The organism is Bacillus sp. ABA4_010, assembly GCF_056159105.1.
In genome coordinates this window covers 875,780-901,168 of record NZ_JBSWUN010000003.1, presented here as the reverse complement: position 1 = coordinate 901,168, position 25,389 = coordinate 875,780, and the positions used below count along the sequence as shown (strand labels likewise).

At 33.2% G+C, this 25,389-nt stretch carries 24 protein-coding genes; 7 read left to right on the top strand and 17 right to left on the bottom strand.

The window, feature by feature from the left end:
- Positions 1-57: 57 nt before the first annotated feature.
- The 4 genes from brxC to ACXAEO_RS05690 all read right to left on the bottom strand — a co-directional run bounded on the left by brxC (position 58) and on the right by ACXAEO_RS05690 (position 5,282).
- Positions 58-3,633 (bottom strand): BREX system P-loop protein BrxC, encoded by a 3,576-nt coding sequence (gene brxC / locus ACXAEO_RS05705; protein WP_474878998.1) that lies wholly within the window; start codon positions 3,631-3,633, stop codon positions 58-60.
- Positions 3,634-3,646: 13 nt separating this feature from the next.
- Positions 3,647-4,192, bottom strand: a complete 546-nt coding sequence (locus ACXAEO_RS05700; protein WP_474878996.1) for a BREX protein BrxB domain-containing protein — start codon at positions 4,190-4,192, stop codon at positions 3,647-3,649.
- A 138-nt stretch (positions 4,193-4,330) separates the two neighbouring features.
- Complete coding sequence (locus tag ACXAEO_RS05695) at positions 4,331-4,795, bottom strand: DUF1819 family protein (protein WP_474878994.1); 465 nt, start codon at positions 4,793-4,795, stop codon at positions 4,331-4,333.
- Positions 4,796-4,961: 166 nt separating this feature from the next.
- Entirely contained in the window at positions 4,962-5,282 is a 321-nt protein-coding gene (locus ACXAEO_RS05690; protein ID WP_474878990.1) for a helix-turn-helix domain-containing protein, read from the bottom strand.
- A 134-nt stretch (positions 5,283-5,416) separates the two neighbouring features.
- Between ACXAEO_RS05690 and ACXAEO_RS05685 the strand changes: the two genes are divergently transcribed.
- From ACXAEO_RS05685 to ACXAEO_RS05670, 4 genes are all read left to right on the top strand, one after another.
- Positions 5,417-5,959, top strand: coding sequence for a hypothetical protein (locus tag ACXAEO_RS05685; protein ID WP_474878987.1), 543 nt, complete (start codon positions 5,417-5,419; stop codon positions 5,957-5,959).
- Entirely contained in the window at positions 5,956-6,255 is a 300-nt protein-coding gene (locus ACXAEO_RS05680) for a hypothetical protein (protein ID WP_474878984.1), read from the top strand. Before ACXAEO_RS05685 ends, ACXAEO_RS05680 begins: the two co-directional genes overlap by 4 nt.
- A gap of 3 nt (positions 6,256-6,258) precedes the next feature.
- Entirely contained in the window at positions 6,259-6,711 is a 453-nt protein-coding gene (locus ACXAEO_RS05675) for a hypothetical protein (RefSeq protein ID WP_474878981.1), read from the top strand.
- A gap of 346 nt (positions 6,712-7,057) precedes the next feature.
- Positions 7,058-7,231, top strand: a complete 174-nt coding sequence (locus ACXAEO_RS05670; RefSeq protein WP_474878979.1) for a hypothetical protein — start codon at positions 7,058-7,060, stop codon at positions 7,229-7,231.
- A gap of 324 nt (positions 7,232-7,555) precedes the next feature.
- Here ACXAEO_RS05670 and ACXAEO_RS05665 read toward each other — a convergent pair whose 3' ends face one another.
- From ACXAEO_RS05665 to ACXAEO_RS05605, 13 genes are all read right to left on the bottom strand, one after another.
- Entirely contained in the window at positions 7,556-8,050 is a 495-nt protein-coding gene (locus ACXAEO_RS05665) for a hypothetical protein (protein WP_474878977.1), read from the bottom strand.
- Positions 8,051-8,433: 383 nt separating this feature from the next.
- The gene (gene istB, locus ACXAEO_RS05660) at positions 8,434-9,198 is read right to left on the bottom strand and encodes an IS21-like element helper ATPase IstB (RefSeq protein WP_474878975.1); all 765 of its coding nucleotides are present in this window, start codon (positions 9,196-9,198) and stop codon (positions 8,434-8,436) included.
- Entirely contained in the window at positions 9,195-10,457 is a 1,263-nt protein-coding gene (gene istA, locus ACXAEO_RS05655; protein WP_474878973.1) for an IS21 family transposase, read from the bottom strand. The genes istB and istA overlap by 4 nt, the downstream gene beginning before the upstream one ends.
- Before the next feature lie 86 nt (positions 10,458-10,543).
- Positions 10,544-10,786 carry a hypothetical protein gene (locus ACXAEO_RS05650; RefSeq protein WP_474878971.1) on the bottom strand — a complete coding sequence of 81 codons (243 nt, stop codon included), beginning with the start codon at positions 10,784-10,786 and terminating at the stop codon, positions 10,544-10,546.
- A gap of 1 nt (position 10,787) precedes the next feature.
- The gene (locus ACXAEO_RS05645) at positions 10,788-10,952 is read right to left on the bottom strand and encodes a hypothetical protein (protein ID WP_474878967.1); all 165 of its coding nucleotides are present in this window, start codon (positions 10,950-10,952) and stop codon (positions 10,788-10,790) included.
- Between the two features lie 105 nt (positions 10,953-11,057).
- Positions 11,058-11,219, bottom strand: coding sequence for a hypothetical protein (locus ACXAEO_RS05640; protein WP_474878965.1), 162 nt, complete (start codon positions 11,217-11,219; stop codon positions 11,058-11,060).
- Between the two features lie 252 nt (positions 11,220-11,471).
- Entirely contained in the window at positions 11,472-12,344 is an 873-nt protein-coding gene (locus tag ACXAEO_RS05635; RefSeq protein ID WP_474878963.1) for a hypothetical protein, read from the bottom strand.
- A gap of 283 nt (positions 12,345-12,627) precedes the next feature.
- On the bottom strand, positions 12,628-15,603 hold the full coding sequence (locus tag ACXAEO_RS05630) for a DEAD/DEAH box helicase (RefSeq protein WP_474878961.1): 2,976 nt from the start codon (positions 15,601-15,603) through the stop codon (positions 12,628-12,630).
- Entirely contained in the window at positions 15,596-16,570 is a 975-nt protein-coding gene (locus ACXAEO_RS05625) for a Hachiman antiphage defense system protein HamA (protein WP_474878958.1), read from the bottom strand. The genes ACXAEO_RS05630 and ACXAEO_RS05625 overlap by 8 nt, the downstream gene beginning before the upstream one ends.
- A gap of 561 nt (positions 16,571-17,131) precedes the next feature.
- Positions 17,132-18,868, bottom strand: a complete 1,737-nt coding sequence (locus ACXAEO_RS05620; protein WP_474878955.1) for a zinc-ribbon domain-containing protein — start codon at positions 18,866-18,868, stop codon at positions 17,132-17,134.
- A 4-nt stretch (positions 18,869-18,872) separates the two neighbouring features.
- Positions 18,873-20,111: a PDDEXK-like family protein gene (locus ACXAEO_RS05615; protein ID WP_474878953.1), complete on the bottom strand. Its 1,239-nt coding sequence runs from the start codon at positions 20,109-20,111 to the stop codon at positions 18,873-18,875.
- 184 nt (positions 20,112-20,295) lie between these two features.
- Complete coding sequence (locus ACXAEO_RS05610; RefSeq protein WP_474878951.1) at positions 20,296-20,568, bottom strand: hypothetical protein; 273 nt, start codon at positions 20,566-20,568, stop codon at positions 20,296-20,298.
- A gap of 325 nt (positions 20,569-20,893) precedes the next feature.
- Complete coding sequence (locus ACXAEO_RS05605; RefSeq protein WP_474878949.1) at positions 20,894-21,952, bottom strand: hypothetical protein; 1,059 nt, start codon at positions 21,950-21,952, stop codon at positions 20,894-20,896.
- A 578-nt stretch (positions 21,953-22,530) separates the two neighbouring features.
- Between ACXAEO_RS05605 and ACXAEO_RS05600 the strand changes: the two genes are divergently transcribed.
- The 3 genes from ACXAEO_RS05600 (at position 22,531) to ACXAEO_RS05590 (ending at position 25,357) form a co-directional block, all read left to right on the top strand.
- Positions 22,531-23,575, top strand: a protein-coding gene (locus tag ACXAEO_RS05600; protein WP_474878946.1) for an IS630 family transposase whose coding sequence is annotated in 2 segments (ribosomal slippage) — positions 22,531-23,028 and positions 23,030-23,575 — 1,044 coding nt in all. Because the reading frame shifts where the segments join, the coding sequence is not laid out codon by codon here.
- A 64-nt stretch (positions 23,576-23,639) separates the two neighbouring features.
- A complete protein-coding gene (locus ACXAEO_RS05595; protein WP_474878944.1) occupies positions 23,640-24,179 on the top strand; it encodes a hypothetical protein in 540 nt (179 codons plus the stop codon).
- Positions 24,180-25,093: 914 nt separating this feature from the next.
- Complete coding sequence (locus ACXAEO_RS05590) at positions 25,094-25,357, top strand: group-specific protein (protein ID WP_474878942.1); 264 nt, start codon at positions 25,094-25,096, stop codon at positions 25,355-25,357.
- Positions 25,358-25,389: the final 32 nt, after the last annotated feature.

Below are 25,389 nucleotides of genomic sequence, written 5' to 3'. Positions count from 1 at the left end.
CCTTCTACATCAAGTAATGAGGGAACAGGCCAGAAAAGACCTGCTCTCAAACTTTGTTTAGTCAATTTCTAACGTATGGTCTTTCAACTCTCGAAGTAATGCCGCACGCAATTGTTCAATCGCATTATCTAAGTCTTGTTGTGTCTCAATTTTGCTCCGACCATTAAAGAACATCTCGTATAAATCGTTTGATTTAATCACTTTAGGTTTCTTCTCTCGAACTATGACAGGTGGTTTATCGGGACCGGGACCGATAACTGGTGGAGTAACAATCTCCGCTTCCAATTCTTTAGCTCTTCTTTGAATTCTTGTTGTATGTTCACTCAATTGCTGCAGCAAAGCACGAATGGTTACGATACTTATTTCGTCTTCAATTCGATCTTTTATTTGATTAAAAGTATGGTGTTCTGTTTCAATATAGTCCACAATAGACGGCATACTTTGATAGTAATCCTTTAGCTCGGCCAGCCTGCTCTCAGCTTGCTGCACCTGTACTTGGATAGCGCGCTTTTGTTCGCTCACTTCTGTCTTAATTTTTTCCTCAAGTTGATCCTTTAGCTGTGGCAAGCGCGGAATATCACGATACGGTTCTTCTTTCGTTAGAATATCTGTAATCTGTTTTTTAATCATATGAACGTCTGTGTTCTGAATAAGAGCCAGATCACGTTGATATTTCTCTAAGATACTTACCGTCTCATCAAATACAGCAATTGGGGTTTTATTATAAAAGCCGGTAAGTTTTTCAATTACTTCAAGCCAACTGTCAATGTCATCCTCTGCATTGATAAACTCGGTCACCATCTGCTCTGCGTCACGAATTTGTAGGAGCTTCTGTAATCCCATAGAAAGGGAGTTAATTTCCCGTTCTCCCGGATACGGATAATCGTGTGAACGTGCGTTCCGACGCTTCGAACGAATTATATCAAGCGATTCTTCAAAACGATCCTTCAACTCTGCCTCAATGACATTTGCGAAGTCCTGATACGTCTCTCCAATATCCTGTCGGCCAAAGAATTCTCGTACGAGAGAGGCAAATTCTCTCCGTATCTTTGGATCCACTTCAATTTCCGGTATAACACGGATTTTATCTCTTTCAGAAACACGTGCAAGTTTGTCATAGAATTGCGCGTTTGTTGGTGTCAAGCGGTCTTCTCCTGAATGAAGATTTACCTTTCCCCCGTTCATCAGAACCAATAGCAAACCGATGACATCGTATTCACTCCACCCATATGGCACAGCATTGTACTTCTCAATAATGGCCTTTAATGAAGGTTTTTCATGCATCCGAGCCACTTCTTCAAAGTAGTCTTTTAGCTCATCATACGCCTTACGGTTCCCGGTCATTTGCAGAAGGTCGTTTCCAATCCCATGTTCTGCAAGACGCTTCCAACTTTCCTTGTATGTTTTAAAGGTAATCGGCTCATCAACATAATCGAGATACTTATATGTGTTGGCAATTAACATATCAAAGGCACTATTTGTTTGTGTTTCAAAGGAACCTTTAAAAATACGCTCTTGCCCTTGAACGAAGAAGCGGGCTTTTTCACAAGCCTTTCTCAGCAACTCTTCCGCTTTTTGCTCAAACTCATCAACAGCTGAGAGCTTTGCATCGTAAATGCGATGTTGCGCTTGTGTCGTACTATTGTTACGTTTTAAGTTTACATAGCGCTGCACCTGTTCAGAGTACTTAATAGCAGCTTCCGCTTCTGCAACAAGCTCTTCATCAAGACAAATGACCAATTGACCAGAATTTGCCTTTAAAGCAGCTTCCATGTCAGACATCGCCACAGAGAAGACTTGAAAAGTTAATGGATGCGTCATATTCCCTTTGGCATAGTTATCAAATCGCTTATTAAAATCAAAAGGCGGTGTATCTTTTCTGTAGTCATACTTTGTTTTTGGATACATCTTTGTAAAGAATAGGTCTCCAAGCTGCTCTTTCACCTTAACTGGACTTACCTCTACACTTCGGATTTCTTTATTAATTTCCTGCTCCTCGTCAGATAAGAAGGAATAGGTACCATCCGCATGTTTTTCAATGAACATGGCCTGCTCTAAACGATTTAGCGACTCTTTAATGTGGAGATCTGTTTGGTCGTCATGGATAGTCTCTAATAGGAGAATGGCAATATTGTTAGGTGTTGCTTTAATTTCATCAATACCTTTAATCAGGTAAAGCACCTTCAATACAGCAATATCCTCTACTGTAAGACCTTCATCATTACGAGCTCGGTCTTCGGCACGACTAATGGTTCTAGTAATAGATGTTTCCAAGAAGTTTCGGATGGATGGAAAGAATTCGGCCAACGTAACTAGATTTCCGATTTGTTCATCCGCATTGAGCTTTGCGGCTTCTTGGAAAGCTTTTAACAAAGAACGTTCTCCGTGCGCTAAGCTGGTTCCACCTTCACCATGAATTCGGATTTTATTGAATACCTTTTGCAGCAGATCTACTTGATACGGTACAAATGGATAAAGAGCAGAGAACTCTTCTGCTGTCCGATAGCCTGAACGCAGTTGTGTTGAGTTCTGATCGAATGATAGCCGATTCCGTACGAGCTGTTCAATTGGTTCATATGTCATCTTTAATGTTTTATGGGCTGCATCTGTTTTTTCTAAAATACGGCGCTTAATAACCTCATCTGTATTAGCACTCGATAAGTTAATCCGAGTAGCAAATCGGCCTTGGATTTTTGAAAAATCATTTGTGCTATGAATGTTCGCCACCGCTTTAATCTTTTCTTGAGACGTAACAATGACCCAAGCCTGCCCCATAGTCGCTCCCCCGATATCTTCGACAACAGTCTGCAGGTTGAGCATCAAGTTAACATCAGTACCAATATATTGGCCAACTTCGTCTACTAGGAAGATAAGGCGATATTCTTTCCCACGACTGCGGCAATAATCCGCAATTAGTTGTGATAACTTTTCTGATGTCATACTGAATGTATTTTTGCTGATTTCAAAAAAGCTGTTTGCCGTTTCTTCGTCGTAACCAGTCTCTACAAGAGCTTGGACAATTTTCTTACGACGGATAACAGCCTTTAAGCGGAATTCTTCCCAATTTGTATCAAATAACCGCTGTACTATTTGTTTAAACTCATCATATTTGCCTTCTTCATCGAGCTGGCGTTCCATATCGGCAAGCCAAAGGGTATCTGAGTAGCCCAAATGCCGGTTGAACACACGAAGGAATACTTCTACGATGCGCTCCTTGTTTGCAGCGCCTGATGCGGACATGGAATCGATATTGAAAAGAAGCGCATCAGAGTCTTTATTGTCTACCTCTCTCATCATAGACAATAGCTGCTGATCATTGGTTTTCTCGATAAAATACTCATAAGGCTTTCTGCCATCTATGGCCTTGCTATTTAGTAGATAGGATAAAATTTTCAAGAAGTGAGATTTACCAGATCCGAAGAATCCTGAAATCCACACACCGATGTCTTTTGTTGGTTGCTTATAGACAGCTGTATAGTTTTCATAGAACTTTTGGAAGTACTCAGTCACTTCTTCGGTCATTACGTATTCTTCAAGCTCATTTTTAATCGTATCATGGTCAAGCTGTCCTGCTTGGACAACACCATTAATAGGTCGGAATATATCCTTTTTAAATATATCTTTTACTTGCATTTCTTTCCCCCCTTTATGAAATCCGCGACAACTGGTATTGATCTTCGTTATGCAAGATGCCAAAAAGCCTTAACTCCAATCCAGTAAAGTGACCGGGATAACACAAAATAACCGGTTTGCGAAAGGCATGGTTTGATAATTTTTTGAGTAGCTGACTGGATCGCAGAAGCGGATGGGCATTGCCGACTCCTGTAATAAAGATTAATTCTGCTTCTTCTGCTTGCTCAACAAATGCTTCGACAATCACATCTTGGTCCTCAAGTACAGTCTGTAGTGCATGAACTAATTCGTCATAGCCCCCTTCTTCGCTTATCTCAATGAGTTCCTCTAAATCATCTTCAAAGAGACTCAAAAGAAAGCGAAATAGGTGCATCTCTTTAATGTTGAGGGAAGTTCTTTTCATCAGTCCATCAATATATGTACGAACAGTTAATTCATCTTCCGCTGGGTAATCAAAAACATAATGTGGGATTTCACTACCTATCCCTGTTGGTGTTGTAAATCCTTCTTCATCTATTCTTTTTTCCATTTGTTTCAGACGCTCGTAAGTTTGGCTCATCTTTTCACCTACTTTAATTCACTCAAAATATATAGCAGTTTATCCTTCTCATTTGCATATTCTTTTAACTTTGCACTCATATGTAATGGAGTAACCTCATATGTTACCGGGTCTATTTCCTGTATTAATCCGCTCTCTCTAAAAAACATGATAATGGAGGCTGCGCAGCCTTTTCTTTGTCTCAGGTCGCCACCCAGCTACTTTTTCAGATTCGTTTTCTTTGCGTTCGATAAAGAAATCTATATCAATCCCCTGCATACTTGTTTTACCCTGACCATAATTGTACAAAATCACTTCCATGAAAAACTCACTTGGAAAACGATAAGTTTTTAAAAAACTGTATAATAGTAGAGATTTTTGGTCTAATCGGGAACCGTTTATATAGAAGCTTGCCAATTCTGGATTAAATGTTTCAGAGCGACGATAAACCATTTGAAACCTTTTTTTAATCCCTAACTCGCTTCGCATTTGAAATGAATTTTTCTCTAAAATTTCTTTCAATATTTCATTTCGAGAAAATCCTCCCAATTTAAGTTGAAGAACAGTATTCATTTCATTTTGAAACCATCCCTCGCTTGTAAATCCAGCGGAGTATTCCATCATTCAGCCTCAATCACTCCTTGCTACGGTGCATAAATCTCGATTTTTAGGGATTCTATAATTAGATTTAATTATATCAGTTTACAGATTACATAAAAAGGTAATATGATTTAGTTCGCATGCAAAAAAGCCCCGAACATTAACTGGGGCTACGGTAATATGAACAAATTCATTTACGCAATGAAGATATAAACATGTACATAGCTTTTTTTTGCTCATCATTCAACGTATCTATAATTAGCCTGAGTTGCTCGTCAATAAGAAGTTTCTTTGAGTCATTGTACTCTAATAACTTCATAAAAGTACCTAATGATATATCAAAGTGGTTACAAAATGCCTCTATTACACTTATCGGTATATCCTGTTCTCCGTTTTCAATACGTGATAATCGTGGTTGAGAAATTTGTATAGAATTTGCTAGCTCTATCATCGAGACATTATGTTTTTTTCTTATGTGCCGAATTAATTCTCCGACTTTCTTATTAATCATCTTTTTATTCCTTCTTATGTTGTTATATGGTTAGTTTATCGTTTTCTCATTTTACAAGCAATCAAACTCAGTGTAAAATAACGATATCGAATAAAAATATTCGATATCGTTATTTTTGAGGAGGTTATTGTCTGATGAATCTTAATTCAGCTCTACAGGAATTTACTTTTAATCGAATTGAAGACATCCTGATGAATCAAGAAAACTCATTAATACAAGAATTTAGTACAGAGTTAGACTGTAGCATCGAGAAATTAGGTATAAAAAAAGAAGATCGTGAAGAATTAAAACTCGTGATTTTTGACTTAATGGACACTCAATATCACTTGATTTACAAACTAGCACTGGCAGATATATTTTCACATATTGAAAGGAATAAATTAGGTGACTTTTTAAGGTTGATGGATTCTGATTCTGCTCTAGAAGATTTTACATATAATCAAGTTGAAATCTTACTAAGTCAGGATAATAAAATCATGAAAAGCTTTTATAACGAACTTAATAAGAACCTCGTTAGATTAGAAATTGATATAAATAATTGTGACCAATTGAAATTAGCGTTTTTTAAATTAATTGATATTCATAGCCAATTAATTTATAAGCAAGCATTGGTAGATGGTGCTTCGTTTATATTGAGCATAAGGGAGACAAAAGATCTTTTGGGTGTACCTGAATGAAGAACAAAGTGAAATCCTTTGGCACAGTTGGTATAAACGTTTATACAGTGACTGATGAAAATGCTACGGAAGAAAATAATGAATATAGCCAATTCAATTCGCAATTAATACAAGAGTTAACTTCTATTCTGGAGGCTCGTGGCTATATTGTATGTGATTTACATTTAAATTTTAACGAGAAAAAGGATTGCACAAAATACGATGTTTTAAATTTCGAGAACGAAAAGAAGCGGGGAGAATCGAATGCTAAACAGGTGTATACGAAAGGTAATATACAACGGTTCGAGTTGGATTAGAATATGAATGAAGTGAGGAATGCTTATAATCGAGAGATTTTTCCAGAACGATACGTAAACATACCTGCTTATCCATTTGATCAATCGGTTAAATTTATTGAATACACACATTTTGTTACAGAGCTAATTGAAAGAAAAGTACAGATTGACACTTTGTCGAGGAATCCAAAAGATTATTTTAAAGCCAATGAGCGTATTTTCATTGAATATGCAGAAAGTAAAATTGATGAGAATGAAGTTTGGATTCTTTTGGCCTGCTACTATCTTATAGATAAAAAGAAGATAAATAGTTTCACGGAAGATGAAATCTGCAAAACGGTCTTAAACGGATGGGGTGATATTAATAGAATATTAAAATTTGAAGACTCCTTTTCTAACCATTTATTTATATTGATGCTACAAGGATGGATAGTTTTTACAGAATTAGATAATATGATAAAGCTTAATAATATATAACGTTAGAAAGCATGCTGATGATAAGTGAGGCCTGCTTTCAAGTAAAGATTTAGACGAGTGTTAACTTCTTATTGTTTTTTATTAATTAGTTTATTTTCCATAATCTTTTTCAAATCTTCAACACTTTTATATGGTAACAGTTCTGTTCTACAAAATGATTTAAGTCGCAACTATACAATAAACGCAAAAGCAATCGATCTCTTTCTTTATTTTATAGAAGGAGCGACATTTCATCCCAAAGTTCCCATTTGTGTTCGTTAGCTGTATACTGGTCCCAAATCGCTCCGATGTAATCCGGCTACCGCGATGAGAAAATAATAACTTCTCTTTTGGGAGGTGTTTCTAATTGACCAGATTTATTGATACAAGTAAATTAAAAAAGCTTTCCGACAAGGAGGCATATAAGATTGGTGTGCCTGTTGCGAGTGTAAAGGCAATTGCTATGGTAAATGGAAAAGAGAAAATCGGTGAAGTTGTATACAAACGTAAGGCAATATACGGGAAACCTTTTGAAGACTGAACAAAAAACATACTTTTTAGTAATTATTTAAAGAAATCACTTTAACCTTTAGAGCAAAGTGGTTTCTTTCTATTTTGTAGGTAGTCTGTCCGCCGCCAATAGAATTGGCGGCGGAAAATATGCTGCCATAAACGACATTTTTTAATTGCAAAATATAGCTGTATCAATGATTACTTAGTAATTATCGATACAGTCTTTTATATTCGATACCTAATAGTACTTATATATATTTAAAGATTAGTCCTATACATTTTATACTTTTGTTCCCTGCCACTGATTTTCATAAATGAAAATATTATTATTTTTGCAATTTACTAAAAGTGGTCAATAAAGTTTTTGAATTTTTTCAAATAGTTCTCGCCGGCTTTCATGTGAAAAGTTTTTTATTATTTTTAAAATTGCTTCAACATTAAGCAATTTACTTTCTTTAATAAGAAATGATTTAATACCTTCTTTAAACTGATTAGTTAGACTTTCAGGTTCGATACCAGCCTCACAAAACAAGTCAATAACCTCGTTGATGATTGCTGGAGTTATTTCTTCAATATTCTTCTGAATTTCTAACTCCATGTTTAACCAAAAGTTCTCTAAAAACTTCTCCCAATTATCATCTTCAAGATAAAACAAGTCAAGGTAACTCGATTCAGCATAATTGTAACCATCTTGTTTGAATACTTTCCTTCTTCCATAGTTGCTGTTTTGTTGAGAATAGAGATTTTGTAAATTTGAGACCAGTTGGTTAAATCGAACATCAGGCTGATGTTCCCATATTTTCTCCAATAATGTTAAAATCCGCTTGATTCGTCTTGTATCTCTCATATTTTTTCCTTTCCTCAAAAAATCAAAAGTTTCACATAATAATAATAATAATAATCAGATAATTCAACCAATAATGCATCCAGCTAATTTATTTTCTCTTGTGCTATGCCGAAATAACCAATGAAATTTAATTTATTCTTGTTAAGCAGATCCAAATGCATAATAAAAACATCTTAATTTAGAGAAGGGAGAGATTATAATGAATTCTCTATCAAATCCATATGTATTCCCTCCTTTTTTAATGACGGTGAAAGACGAAACAGCTAATATAGTAAAGAGAAGCCATTTTCAACGAAGAATATTTTTAATGAATTTTTGTACAGTGTCAACAACGATTTAGTTTTCCTCAGTTTCAACGAAATGAAATTCCCCATTATGAACGGTTAAGTGGTTACTTGGGCAGGATAAATTCCTGCTTTTTTCTTTTCTCTTAAACGGTAGGAATCACCCTTAATGTTGAAGGTAATCGCGTGGTGTAAGAGACGATCCAAAATGGCCGTTGCTAATACATCGTCACCAAAAACCTTTCCCCATTCAAGATACGATTTATTGGATGTTAAAATCATCGCTCCTTGTTCATATCGCTTTGAAACGACTTGGAAGAAAACATTGGCTGTTAGTTCATCAAAAGGAAAATAACCAACTTCATCCACAACCAATACATCTGGACGACTCCAACGGTTTACGAGTTGTTGGAGTGTCCCTTTATCATGGGCCTTGCGGCACTGGGTTACTAAGTCATCAGCTGACAAAAATAATGCTGTATATCCTTGTGTAATAGCTTCAACCACAAAAGAGATGGCTAAGTGAGTTTTTCCTACGCCTGGAGGACCTAATAAAATGCGATTTTCACCATTGGCGATAAAACGACATGTCAGAGTTTCTTTGACTCTTTTCTCACTTAAGCTCGGCTGAAACGTAAAATCAAAATCATGAATCGTTTTAGTGTAAGGGAGCTTTGCCCGTTTCATTCGCTTTTCTAGTTGATCAGAATCCTGCTGCTCCGTTTCATGTAAAACGATAGTGTGAAGAAACTCAGAATATGATACATTATCCTTAGAAGCGTCTTCTAGTAAGCTATCAAGTTGGTTGGCTGTATAATGCCAGCCGAGCTTCTTTAAACGTTCTAATAAGAGTTCGTTTATCATACAGATTCACCTTCTTCCAGTGCTGCGTAAGCAGCGAGAGGACGTTTTTCTACACTTGGAGATGGGGTATGAGAGTGAAGACCGTCGGTCGCCAAACCTTCAACGCTCTTCGCTTTCTGCCCTTTTTCTTTTGTATGTAACCCATCATAATGTTCCATTCGAATATGAGTAGTTGCTTTGCCGGTGAGAACTGGATGTTTTGCGATGCATTCCTGTTCATCGTAAATCTCTAGATGGTGGTCGAGTGTTTCTTTAACTTTGACCATTTGACCAGCGTAACGGTAAGGAACTGAATACTTTTTTCCGCGATACGACACCACACAGTCCCGACTGACTTCTCTGGTCTCCCAATGTGAAGTGGGAAATAGAGGCTTCACTTCCCATACCTGCAGGAACTTCTGTTCCTGCTCAAATCGTTGAAAGGGTGACTCATTAGTAGTCTGATTGATTTTCTTGTTAGCTATTTGATCCAACCATATACGTACATCTTCATTCAATGCATATAAAGTTGGTTCATGTTTTCGCTGAAAGAAGTTGTCTTTCAAATACTTAATGGTTCTCTCTACTTTTCCTTTTGTCTGTGGACGCTTAGGGCGACATGCTTTTGGTACAATCCCATAGTAGGCTAAGAAATCCTCAAACTTGCGGTTAAAACGGATTTCTATAGGACTATGCTTGATAACAACGGTCTTCATATTGTCGTAGAGAATTTGTTCTGGTATCCCGTTAAAATAAGAGAAAGCATTCATATGACACTTCATTAAAGTTTCGAGATTCATGTTGGCCGTAAACTCTACATACTTCATTCGAGAATAGCCTAAGATCATGACAAATGCATAAATGTCTTGTAGTTTGCCATTGACTAAGTATTTTCCTACGTACGCCCAATCCATTTGTGCTTGTTTCCCTGGTGGTGTTTCGAACCGTAAGGTTGCCTGTTTCTTTGGTTGTTGACGAAGAGGACGAACAAAATCTCTTAGAATCGTCATCTTTCCCTCGTAACCCATCGCTTGAATCTCCTCTAACAGTACAACACAGTTGGTTGTTCCTTCTTTAACTCGTTGAAGGATGTAGGGCTTATAAGGTTCCAGCTTACTCTCTTTATGCTTATCAGTTTCCTTGCGTTTCGGCAACTGATTGCTTTTTAGATATTTGCTGATTGTTTTACGATCGAAGCCTGTTGCTTCTGCAATGGCTGTTTTCGTCCACCCTTTCTGAAATAATTCTCTAATCATAAAAAACTCCCCAATCTTCAGCATCGTTTCTTCAACTCCATCTTTGATGTTTGTTTCGAAACGATTATCTGTTATTTTTGGGGAATTTAAAACCGTTGTTATTGAGTATTTTACAACCGTTGATTACATACAGTTTCAAATGTTTTTCCTTTAATCATCATTTGTTGATATACTTGATCTAGTGCGTCTAATGAAGGATTGTGTTTAACAAATGATTCTATATCACGTAATACCTCTAACTGTTCTGGAACATCTTTTTTCTTTTCACTGATAAATTTAGTAATCAGATCGATCATCGTGCGCTTTTGGATATTTTCCTCGATTTGTTTAAACGTTTCATTCAATTGAAACACCTCATCGTCCTGACTCAAATTTCTCTTTTATTTCTTTTATCTCTTTCAAAGGCAGCTCTAGTGTTGTTGCAATTTCTTCGACAGACTTCCCAGTTAGTAGCATTCTTATAACAGCTATTGTATTGTCTCGAATTTTAGTAAGACTTTGCTCTAATCCTGAAATCATAAAAAAACTCCCTTTCATTTAAATATATCGTTACTAGGTCATTTCTTTATTAACAACTATTTAAAAAGCACCTTGTATAAGCGGTTAAACGGACGACATAAGGAGTTAGTCTTCTTTACATTCTTCAATTACTTTTGTAAGAATACTTTCAGCTATGTTTGCTGCTTCTTTAATTATTTCAAATGAAACACGCAATTTAATTAAGTTTTTGATAATTTCAATTTTACCTTTTATCTTAATTTCTTCTTCGTAAGAAAGCATATGCATTTTCCCTAAATCCTAATTATTGGTAAGAACAAATACAATTCATCCACTACGCTAAGACCTAACAGGAGGTGATTTCTTCATTTTGGAACTATTACCAATAATCATGTGGATTTTTCTATGATAGATAATTCTCCCTTGAAGTTATTATACCTTATTAAAAAAAGAGTGCGATAATGGCTATTTTCGCACTCTTTTTCTGCCTCACTTCTTGACAGTAAATAAATATAAGGTTGTTAAAGCCCCTGAGTAATATTAAAGCTTCTTAATCACATAATTACCACCTTTATCCGTTTCCAATTCAAAACCATCTTCAAATACTGGAGATTTCAAGTTATCTAAACCAAAATTGACGTTTATTTTTTCACATATTATATTTGGCCAATTAGTGAAATTAGCTGGCTTTTTAAGTTTTGTACTTGATGAATTATAATATTCCTGAGTTTTAAAATAAACTATCATTAAAGATTCAAGAAAAGAAAGGATGTCATCAATAAGTTCTGCTGGTTGCAAAGCTTCCAAAGGTAACGCTTGGGTAGCAAGTCCGGTTGACTCGTTTAATTCTACTGTTGCAACATAAATACGTTTCTCCTTACATATGTTCCACTTTGGGTCATTTAAACACTGAGTAGCTTTATGACCGCCTGCGAATCTCTTATTTAAATCCATAGTTTTTCCGACATAGACAATCTTTTCTATTAAAACTGAATCCCCGTAACAATTAACTTTACAATTACTTTTAATACTTCCTTCCTCATCTTTATCAACAAATTTGTCTATTTCTATTTGCTCTTCTTTATTAAACTCAGCCACTACTGATATAAAATAAATGAAAGAGCAGAACTTTTCTAAATATGCTCTTCGAAGAGCCATTGATTCGTTATTCTTATAAATATCATTATATTGTTGTATTATAATCGGGTTTAATAACTTATAGGGTGTAAGCTCTTTCACATCTGGTTTTGCAAATGTAGCTATTTCTTCTGTATTTTCATGAATATTATGTGCTTCAAAGACCTTTCGAATTTGCAATTCATATTGCAAGGGTTTAAAGGAAGAATTCTTCAGGAAAATTATAGGCTCGTGTTTTACCGCATATTCCAACCAATGATTTAAGTCATTCCACATTATTAGCCCTTCAGTAGTTACTGCTAATTAGAATTTACTATAACATTCATTAATTACTTGTATTTATTTACAAAACAAAAATTGGAGAATAACCGAAACAATAACAAAAGTCAAAATTGTTTACCACTTTGATTTAGCATTTTCTTTTTTACATGATAAACAACTTTTCACACTCAAAATACTATATTGATTTCCATCAAATTAATTAGAATGTCATAATGGTAATTTCCACACTATTTTGGAATGAAATTACAATTTTAAGATGTTTTCTCATATTATAAGATTATATGTTTTTTAAATTTGATGTAAAAGCGTTTAAAGAAATGTTTGGAACAGTATGCTCAAGGAATTCTATCATTTCTACTTTATTTTCTTTAATAACCATTTCAATAATATCTTTATCATTTAAATTTAAACTTTTAAAATTATTGTAAATCCAGTCACCGATAGATAGCGTACTCATTCTTTCAGTGAAACCTAACTCTATTAGATTAAGGTGTACACGACTGTTAATACCATGCTGAAGATAGAGAGCTATATCTTCAAGATCTTTACTAATAGATATTCCATGTTTTTGTAATTCACCCTTAACAATTGTGATTATTTTTGATATTACAGGGTAAATATTAGAATTAATAAATAAAATTATCCTTAGAATGTCATGAACTTCAAATTTTGTTTGATTCGAGATTTTTTGATACCATTCGCCTTCAACCCAGTTTTGAATAATCTCTGCTATTAGTTCTTTTGTAAGCTTAATATCATTTTTTTCATGGAATTGTTCAAAATCATACTGTAGATGGCTTAAAGAAAAGATGATATCCAGCAGGTAACCCAAAGAATCTTCAGAAAATGGAACGGAAACACTTTGCCAAAAATCATCCTGTATATTGATAGCACTTTTAATATCTTCATAAATCCGTGCAGTTGTATCACTTTCTTTTAATGTATTAATTTCATTTCTTTTTAAATATGGATTCAGAGCTGCTCCTCTTAACTTAAAAATATGCTCAAGTGTTAGTTTATTATTGTTATCTGATTGGAAGTAGCTGTAAGTTTTACTGATTAAATTTTGAAGTATATTATCAATGTTATCAGGGATTGTTTCTTCATATAGAGAATCTATTATAGATTTATCAATTGAGTCTATTAACCTTTTAAATTCTTCATCCTGCTGGTTAATAAGGTCATTTGTAATTAATAATCTTTCTTCTTTCAGTTCGTTAGTAATATCATTGATTATTTTATATAGGTACCCCTTAACCGGTTCAATTTCTTCCTCTGATATTACTTCTTTGATGTAACTATACTCATTTGGATTTACTGAGATAACAATTCCTTCTGTTTCTTGACCAGCCCTGCCAGCTCGCCCAATGATATTTTTTATATCCCTTTTTCTAATTGTTTCCATTCTTTCTGATGAGTAATTGAATCTTTTAATTGTATGTAACACTAGGGTCTTGATTGGTAGGTTAACTCCTTCAGCTAGTGTGTTTGTACAAATGATTAAAGATATTATTTTTTCTCTAAAGCAATTTTCTATTAATTCGCGAACAAACTGTGGTAAATCACCATGATGAAAGACGAAACCATTCATAATTGACTTTGTTAAAATATAATCTTGCCCGAAAACCTGTTCAAAATATGCGATTAGATCTAACAATTCTTCCTTTCTAGAAAAGTCTACAGGCTTAGGAAAATTAAGCAGGTTTATTTGGTTAATCAACTCTTCAGCCAATCCTTTAACACCACTATCACCTTTCTGGGGAGTAAATAGTGCAACAGACCCGTTATTTAACGAACGCAGAGCGACTGAAACAGCCTTTGTTTTAAATGTTTTATATCTGTATGTGTTTATCCTACCCGTCAAAGTATTTTTATACTTATAGTCTTTTTTTACACTAAGCATGTTGTTTATAGTGAAATTAATTAGTTCATTTTTTTTTGAGTATATTTCTAAATCGAAAGCTTTATTTTCATTGTTGCCCTGTTCAATTAAAAAACCATATGACAAGTCAGTTGGTCTATAATTCGATCTAACAAGTGAATCTTCATTTCCTCCCAGCCAAGCATTTATTGTTTCTAAATTTGGGATTATTGCTGAAAGGTAAATGTATTTTTTATCGGGTAAACTATCACTATTTTTAAATTTTGCTAGTAAAAGTTCATAATTTAAGCCTCTATGTTCATCGTCAAGTAAATGTCCCTCATCACAAATTACCGTGGAAAATGTGTTGTGAAGATTTGGAATATGATTCTCTATAGCCATAAACTTCTCTGGTGTACATATTAATAAGTCAACATTATCAATTTCTGCTTTTTCTTCTCTTGTAGGTGTATGCCCTCCATATATAGTTTTAACTGTTAATCCAAGATTCTTAAATTTTGTAGTAAATGCATATTTTAATTCAGACGCTAAGGCTCTATAAGGAGCTAATAAAAGCACTTTTCTTTTGTTATAAACAATTTCATTATATATAACAATTTCACATAATGAAGTCTTTCCGGAACTCGTTGGCATTTGGAGTGAGAAGGAATTATCTTTGACAAGTATTCCTTTTTTCAAAGCAACTTCTTGAGATGGGAATAATACCCAATTATTATCTATCTTATCTAATATAAAATCTTTCCAGTTAATAGCTGGATTTGCTCTAATTAAGCTATTCCACAGATTATTTTCATTAAATTTTTCCAGTAATTTTTTTGCTAATAATAGTGGAGCAAATTTATAAGGATCCGAGGTTTTTAATTTTTCATCAATTAATTTAATGAGATTAATTAATAGTATTTGATTTCCTGATTCTAAAAAAGCATTGAAAATATCCATATATGGATTTCTAAAATTTCTATTTACAATTAGAAAAGCGTGAATAAATTGATCGATCTCAGATTCATAATCTTCTGTTTCGAACATTCTTGCTAATATTACGGATGTCGTGTAATAATCCGTTAAGTAGTAAATAGATGATGCATATAGTATATTTTCAGCATAATTTACTCCAAAAAAATTTCCTCGTGTACTTTGAGCTGAGTATATTTCTAAACCTTTTGCAATAAATAATAATTCTTGTTGGTTTTCTTCCGATGTATAGGAACTTGTTGTTAACGCTTTAAATATTTTATTAAATAGTGAGATATAATAATCATCTGATCGTTTCAAGAATGCATACTCTTTTTCTTGTCTATCTAGGACATCTAATTCTTTAGCATTTCTCCAAGAGTTAGAATCTTTAATCCAATCAATCAGAACACTATTCATTTGCAACCACCTTATATGACGTTACTATATTCTTATAGATTTTTTCATACAGTTCTTTTAAATTCTTTATTGATATTATTGTTACGTCAGAATAATCACCTAGCTTAAAGTCGTATAAATCATGAAGATAAAGAATATATTCTTTGTTGTTACAATTACTTTGAATGATGTCTTCCCTTTTAACATTCCTGAACGACAACTTTCTTGTTTCACTGTCATAAGAAGCTCCAAACTCTTCACAGTCTTTTTTTATTTTTTTCCATTCTTTTTTTAATACTTTTACTGAAAAATCTATATCACGCTCTAATTCTTCAAAAATCATATTACTATCAATAACAGTTATTGCTTTATAATGTTTTTTAAATGGTCCATAATTAGGCTCAATTGCATTAACAAACCTCTTAATTGAATTTAAAGCAGGTAAATCATTTAATCTTATGTATTGTTCTTCCAACCATGATAGTGTAATTGCCATTCGTTTGACATAATCATCTTTAGAACCATCAATAGCATCCTGTAAAGGATGAAAATCTCCTACAGTAGCTTTTGACTTTATTTCAGAAGAAACAACAATATCATCTAGTGATGATTCTTCTCCATTTTTAACCCCAAATAATATTACATCTGTTTTTTTCATTGGTTCGTTACGATCTACTTTCCAAAGCCATTTTTTTGGTCCAAATAGATTAAAATCCTTATACATATCAATTATTATTTGATAAGAAAGTATTTCAGCAAACTCACCAGACATTGTCTTTCCGGGGTCAGGAATAAGTTTCTCTAATATTTTCTCTGCCGGTCCGAAGTTTTTAACTCTTTCTTCTAAATCAAAATCCGTTATATAGCATTTTCTATAGTGATCCGGTAATTTTTCAATCAGTTCTTTTTCCTCATTCAATTCTAGTATGAGATATTGATCTTTAGTTTCCGATGAAAAATGACATAGAAATTGTGAAATGTTAATCACTCCTCTTAACCGCATATAACATAATGTTCCAATTTTACCATTTTATCAAATTAATGAAATTTGGAAAACCCGTTGGATAGTTTTAATTAAAAGCGTATTAGATGACGATTATTTAGGAAATAGGAGCAAAATTTATAGGTACTTCTAATAAATTAGTATTAAAAAGGAATCTAAACAAAAGATGTGTCTAGATTCCCAACTGGTTCCTTATTTTCCTTCTATCATTAACAATTCATCAAATCGCACATAATTTTTTCTATATATCTTTTTTATTAACCATATATTTAGAGCCTTCTCTAAAGATTTGTTCTAATAATAGCTTTATTTTGTCCAGTCACTATTATTTAAAATATTGCTATTGTATATTTTTTCGTCGTCTAATTTATTTAAATGTATTCTTCCTTTAGTAATGACTTGTCTAAATTATTTCATAACTATATGGCAGGATGCAAAGAAATACAAATTCAGAGATTGCTTTGATCTCTTTCCAAAACTAATTAGAAGGCATTGACTTAACTTTTGACCTTATTTATTCATAAATGAATTTCATTAGCTGTTTGGTTATTCAGATTCTTTCCTTTGACGACCATGTTGGTAACACTTTTTACATCCTGTCGGCTTTTTAGTTTTACTTCCATTTCTACTATAAACAGGGGCTTGCCATTCATGTCCTTGTTCGCAAATCCACCATACTTTCTTTGACGACCCAGCCGTTATTTTTTCTGGTGTTAGATCTCCATTTTTAATTGGGTGCCATTGAGCGGCAAGAATAGGGTTTACGGTAGCCAAGCAGTTATCTGTGTTTACCTTCTTTCCAACGCAATATGGACAACCTTCACCCCTACTTCTATGATTGGGAGCAGCTTTATAAGAATGCCCTTTTAAACACTTCCACCAAATTTTCTTATTAGAGTTTGGGAGGATTTCAAATGGAGTGAGGTCTTTATTTTTATCATAATCCCACTCATTTGCCATTTCCTTATTTACTGTCCCTAAAGATGTTTTGCGGGAGGCTATTTGTCCATCACAGACAGGGCAGCCATGTCCCTTTTTTCTCGTAGATGGCGCTGATTCCCAGCTATGATTTTTGTCGCATTTCCACCAAAGTTTAAAGCTTGAACCGAAAGTAAAATTTTCAGGTTTAAAGGGAAAATTCTTGTCTAAATCAAATTGTTTTGTTAAAAGTTCACTATTCTCTTTTATATTGTTCTTTTGCTCTATAGGTGGTAGCTGACTAAGAATATTAAATCTCTGCTTTTCAATATTAATTTCTTGTATAGTTTCTTGTATTCTATTTACCTCTTTCCCCGAAAGGTTTATTTCTTTTTTTATATATTTTAAACAATCCACTATTGCAATTTGAAGATTTTTTCTATTTTTATTTATGAAGGTTATATTAGTTAATCCTTTTAAAGAAATTTCTGATAATCCGTGTTCACGCATTCTGATGAGTATATAGCCATGTTTGATTAACTGGTTACTTTTTTCGGTATCAACTAGGAGTCGACGACGATGATGGTACACACTATCGTACTCTACAATTAATTTATATTTAGGAACATATAAATCAACTTTTAAATCTTTGTCCTCAGTTTTAATTTCGCAATTTAACTTAACCTCATTAAATATTTGTTTAAAAAAATAGACAAAAGCCAGTTCTTCAAAAGAAACATTATACTTTTCATTGCATTTTGGGCACCCTGTTTTTCTACTTGTTCGATGATTTGGAGTTGTTCTCCATTCATAGTTACAAGATTTACATAACCACCAAACCTTTTTATCCGAATAAGCATGTATATCATTTGGTGTTAGGTTTTTATTTCTAATAGGATGCCATTCTTCTAATACCTTGGGATTTAAAGATGCTAAAGAATTTTCTTTTGTTACTATTTTACCCGCACACTTTGGACAACCGTTCCCATGTTTCCTATTTGAAATTGTTGATTGCCATATATAATTACATCTTGAACACTTCCAATATACCTTTTTTGTCGATCCTGCAGTCACATCATTTGGAGTGAGTTTACCACTCATCGAAGAATGCCATTCTAATGATAAATCCGGGTGAGTAATTGCTAAAGGTTCTTGATACCTACCAAAACATATAGGGCATCCGGTTCCTCTGTTTCTTGAATTAATTCTAGCTTTCCATTCATGCCCTTTACTACAAAGCCACCATGCAAAATTATTAGAACCAGCTGCAACATCATTAGGTGTAATAGGTGTATTTTTATTCGGATGCCATTCAGAAACTAATTTTGGATTTTTTTGCGAAAGCGTTTGGAATTTTTTAGGCATTTATTCATATCTCTTTCACAGATTTAAAACCATCAAAACTAGGAACTAAACTTTCCAATACGTGTAAAACTTGGTCATATTTAAATTCATTAAGAAGATGTATAATCCGTTCTGTTAAATGATCCGAATCATCCCAGTCATTTACATTTACAGAAGTAGTTCGTATTTTTGTGTAAGAACCATTAATATTTGTAAGAGCTGATTTGGAGGGTGTAAAAAGACCACTATCATGTCCAGCTAATTTCGATAGTAATTCTATTCGTATATTACTATCAGATATTGGACCGACCTCTAGTATTAGTCTTAACTTCTTCTCTTCTTTAGCAAAGAAGTATGTAATTGGATAAGGTGATTTCCATTTTCTTATGAGGGTTGGGAGTTTTTCACTTAAAGAACTTGGGATAAACCAGATTTCTTTGTCATTATTAAAAAATTTAGATTCACTTGAACTATCAATGATACTTTTTAGTTTACTATTTTTCATTTCATCAATTATTTCATGTAACTTTGAATTTGACAGCATACCGTATTTAACAATTGCATCAATAGCGTCTTTATGTTGTTTATATATATCCCTACATAAAGTAATTAATTGTTCATCCTGCATTGTAAGTTCCTCCAGAGTTTGTATGTAATAATAAATAAAGTCGTAAATTCTTGTACTTAAACGATCTTTATATATTTCCAACACCAATTTTAGTACATCTAGTATTTGGAAATGACTCAAACCATAATACTCATCATTTGGTGCATCTTCTCCTTCGATAGTCAAAAAAACAGGGATTATATGTTTAACAGAAGGATAAGTCTCTTTAATTATGTTTAGATACTTTTCAAGTTGATTTTTCGAGAGTCCAGCATACACTTTATTCTCTATCAGTATGACTAAATCATTCTTCTTTGAAAATATAACTAAATCTATATTTCTCCACTCACGATATACCTCAGCATCACTAAAATCATTAACTAAAATATCTGTAATCTGCAAACTATGATTACTTTTTACTATGTCTCCACAGAGAATTTCACTAATAATTTTTTTAAGAAAATAATCTCCAAAGAAGTGACTTTCTTTTGGATTCAAAAGCCATGCCAATATATTAGAATGACGTATTTCATGATGTGTAATCTTTAGAACTTTAAAAGGGTTAAAATCATTAAGCTTTGCTTCCATTCTTTCAAGTAACTGATTATTAGAAACAAATCTTGTAATTTGTTGTAATAATTTACCGTTATTATCCATTGATCTATACCTCATTATTATAATATAAACAAAGATAAGACTTTATTTGAAGCAACGCATGTAATAGGTAGTATGAAGGAACAAACTCCTAATACTTACGGGCAAATCACGGCCATAAAAACTTAAAATTAAGTTCTTTTTTGTTGCTCTTTATCTGGTACTATTTTTTATGTTTCGAATACTGTTATCTTTTACGATACATATTTGATCCTGTACCACCTAGTAATTCATTTTTGGGTCTCTTACTTCCAAAGTTAGGGTAATGCTCATACCGAAATTGGTCAGCATAGCGAAAATCTAGACCATGTAAATTCTTGATCGATCTTTTTTCTTTATTATCCCTTTTCTCTACTTTATAGACTTTTCTTTCTTTAGGTAATTCCCCAGAATATTGAGGTTGTTTAACGATTCTTAAAGTACTATTATTTCCTCTATGGTTATTTATTACAAAATCCATTTCTTCATATTTGCCCTCTAGCATTAAATTAGTTAGATATTGAGCTGTTTTTGTGTTTCTTTCCTCTCTTTTTATAATCTGAACTAGTTTTTTGAGAAAACATACGTTATCCCGTCATTTTTATAATCCAATTTTCCCCCATAGTTCTTCATCTCTAATTTCAAAATGTTGAATGTTATCTATTGAATATTACCTAGTAGTCTGAGCCTAAACTTTTCAATTTAAGTTAAATTAAGTTCGACCTTCCCTTCTTCAATATGTTAATAAAGAAGGACTATTACGAATCTTAACCTGTAACAGATTGAAGCCCCTCCTTCACTCTCATTTAACTACTAAAATAACTTTTCAAATAATCTAGATCAGTCTCGTAGGCAATAATTGATTTACTATAGTCCCCCCTAAGTCTATGTTTCCTATATGAATTTTTTAAGAGCCATTGAATATGGCTAACAATCTTTGAAACGGGCATATGTTTTAGTGCTTTATTTAAGGCTGCTCTTCTTTGCTCATCTGTTTTATTAGTTACTTCATATCCATAACTTCTTAAATCACTAACAGTTCTCCATTCATTTGTAAAATCATTATCAAATTTAGATTTATAATCATTAACGTTATCTTTATAAGGTATTTCATTTAACTTTAACCCATTTATTTTATAATCATAATCCTCTCTTTTCTTAGCCAATTTTCCTTTAAAAACGTTATTTCCTGAAGCTTCCACTAAAATCTCCCATATAAAAAGGCTCTCTTCAGAAATCCAGTTATATATTAAATCCCAATGACCATTTAAAAATTCAAAGTACTGTGATAGCAACTTAATATCTGTACTCCAAACATTATAAAGTAGTTTTAATAGCCAAAAATCTGTGTGTTCAGCAAAACAAAATTTAGTAAGTTGGTGTGTATATTTATTGAAAATAGCTTGATAAACAGGTACAAAAGCCGGATCTCTTTTGAAAGAAATAATTTCAAAAAAAAGCTTTAAATGATTACCCTGAACATTTACTTGTGATAAAATCACTCTAATAAATTCGTTTAATAGCTGTTGAAATTCTTCTTTCTTTATTTCATTATCTTTTATGTAATTCTCAGAAATGTACTTTTGAGAAAACAAGAAGGCTAAATCATTTCTATTTGTTTTTAATAATGATGTTATTACTTTAATTAGCCCTTTAAAATCTAAGTATGGACAGCAAAGATCAATAAAAACCTCATAATTTAATTCATACTCTTCCTCTACATCTGGAATTAGAACATTTAACAGATACTCTATTTCTGTCTTATTAACAGATTTCTCTACTCTTTTATTTAATTTGCTAATCTGTTTTTTTAACATTTTATTTTCTTCTTTTAACTGATTAAACTCTTTTATTGAAATACTCATGCCATCTCCAACCTTTTTCTGCATAACATTTATAAACTTTTAGAATTAAACAAATGCGCTCATCTTATAAAAAGAGCTTCTTATACATTGTGATTAATTCTAAATACCCAGTATTTCTCCATATCTTCTATATCGTTCATTATTTGGTTATTTAAAGAATTTAAAATGGATTTTTCGGGAATTTGTTAAAATGAATTTTGATTATTTATAACAAATAATTTCTTTACTGATAGTGTTAAAAACCTTGCTGCTTCTAATGAATGTTTATGGCAATTACCTTATGGAGTTATTGACAGTATGTTTATAACAACCTATGTATTATTAAAAATTAGAAATATTGTATAGTTTTTTATTTTTATGCAAGATAGTTCAATTTTTCTTATTAAACTATCTTGCAGATTTGTTTAATAGGAAAGAGATAATTGTTATGAATAATGTAAATGCCCAAGTAGTTCCCTTTTAGGAAATTTTATATTATATACTAGATTATGGTTAATATATAAGTTGAATTAAAGGATTACAATCACTCTCTGTTGAAGTATAAGGGTAACACTTACCAATGAACGGAGAGGAACTAGATGACCCATTCACGTCAACATGAAATCGCAACCTTGCTTACAGCGATGAAAACGACCAAAGATAAACGAATGTATGAACGTTATCAAGCGATTTACTTTTACTTACAAGGCTACTCTAAAAAAGAAATCACAACCATGATTGGGCGTTCCGAAAAAACCATCTATAACTATGTGAATGCCTACGAAGAAAAGGGACTAGATGGCTTAACCATGGGACAATCACCTGGAGCGCCACGCAAATTAACACCCGAACAAGAACAGGAATTGGCTCAAGTGATCGCGACCAAACTTCCCGTGGATGTTGGCTTCCCAGCTAAGTATAATTGGACTCTAAAGATCATTGCTTCGTTTATCGAGAAAGAATGGAACCAACCGTATACTCTTCGGGGTGTCTCTCGATTTTTACACGATTTAGGCCTTAGTTATACCAAACCGACTTATACGCTGGCAAAAGCTGACCCGTTAAAACAAAAAGAGTTTGTGGAAGAGACGTTTCCTGCCTATAAAAAAACTCTTAAATGAGGAGATTGACCATCTTCTCTTTCAAGATGAGTCGATGATTCGAGATTACCAAGCTCTTCAATACACATGGTTTTTAAAAGGCAAGCAACGAATCATTCCCACTTACGGAAAGCACCAGGGTGTCAAACTCATCGGTACACTTAATTATGAAACGGGAGATGTGCTTTGTGTAGAAGAAGAAAGATACGATGCCGAAGCGTTTCTTCGTTTTCTTCAAAAGGTATTGAAACACTATCCGACTGGGAAAATTGTCATAGTGTTAGATAATGCCCGTATTCATCATGCGAAGCTGATTGAACCTTTTTTGCATAACCACCAACATCGTTTAGAATTGGTCTTTTTACCACCTTACAGTCCTGAGTTAAATCTCATTGAAGGATTATGGAAATGGATCAAATCAGACGTGATTAATAACCTTTTTTATTCCTCTGTTAAAGAGATTCGAAGAAATGTGCAAGCCTTTATTCGTGAGTTAAATGACTCACCTAGAAAAGTGATTGATCGATTGTGCATTCGATTGTAAAAGATAAATTCAACTTATATAGTTAAAATAAAGTATGAATAAGGTCAGATAAGGGGGAAGTCTTGTGGCACTTCAAGCTGAAACGTTGGTGGAGGAATGGTTTAATCGTAATGGTTATTTCACCATAAGAGGAATAAAAGATAAGATCGATGAAATTGACATTCTGGCAATAAAAAATCTTGGGCAGTATGGATGGGATTGTGTGCATTGTGAAGTGCAAGTCAGCATTCGGCCAGTAGGCTATATAAGTAAACTGACTAATGAACTTATGACAGAATTAGGAGTAAAGACAAATACTAGTGCAAAATTGAGAACCGAGCTACAAATTGCAACATGCGCCAAACAATGGGTAGCCAATAAATTTACAGCTCAAAAAAAACAGCAGCTAAGGAATCAACTAAATCCTGACGATAACTGGCGTTACCTTTTTGTACATGGAAATGTTAAGGACCCAAGGGAACTTGATTACATTGCTTCAAAAGGGGTAAAACTTTTATCGTTTAGGCAAATTTTAAATGATTTATGCACCAAACAGACCCAACTAGATTTCGCTGCTTCATCCGCAGGAGACTTAGTAGAAATAATTAATTTTATTCAAAACTAATGATGATACAAAAAATCATAATAATTTATTAATAAGCCAAAATTTCTTGTTCAACTACATAATATAAGAAACTAAGATGGACCTTGTATTTTTCTTATTGTGTTAACGAGGGCGTTATTTGAAGAACGAACAAAAAAGGCACGGTTTTATCGCGTTCCTTTCTTTAAACCAAAATCAATAAGGAAATTTAACAAAGCCAAAGGAAAAAATAAAGACAGTGCTTAGATATATGGCACACCCATTTTTCAAACCTCAAATTTTTCCGTTTTATTACGGTTTCAGCTTAATAGGAAATTTAACGGTCAATTCTGACTCAAAAGGAGAATACACCTTTGAGTTAGATATAACAGATAATCGTCAGCTGCCGTGGAGGGATAGGGAATGCTGCTTTATTTCTAAAAAATTAATAGGGATTTGGACAGAAAGATTATTAAGGATTATCTGGAAGAATGAGTTTTTTCGTCCGAGAGACACAACGCAGAATAGATATTGACTGATATGGGCCTGAGTGAATACGACATTGTAGAAATTTTAAAACGTACAAAAGCTAGAAATAGATATGTGAATATTAAGCGACTGACTTTTGAATAATCTACATTTTTAATCTTCTACAACTGAAAATCAATTTTTATTTAGCACTTGCAAAATGAAAATGTATGAATATAATAAGAATATAAGAAATCTAAATTTCTAAATAACAACTAAAAATCAATTTCAGAATATAAATTAACCTAACAAGCGAAAACCGCAGGTTAATACAGATTCCTCATGCATATGAGGTCTGTATTTATCTGCGGTTTTTTGTATTGACAAGGGCGCTCTGTAATATGAACACCTAGTCCCAATAAGAAAGTAGCTTTTTATATAGGAATTTTCCCCTATTAAATTTATAACTATCAACTTGAGGTGAAATTATGATTAACATTCAAATTGACGAGCAGGAAGTTCGAGATATGTGCATAAAAAAATTTGAAGAAAAAATGAAAGAAATTGATACTGAGATGATTTTCTGGGACACAAAAGAGCTGCAACGTAGAACATGTATGTCATTAAACACAATAAAAAAAGAATTTTTTTATGATCCTAAATTTCCTAAATTCAAAAAAGGGGGCAAATGGCTTTTTCCGCCAGCAGAAACGCGGCAATTTTTACTCAATTGGCTTAAAGAAAGTAATTAATAGTCAGTAGAGTAATATTAATCTATTAATCC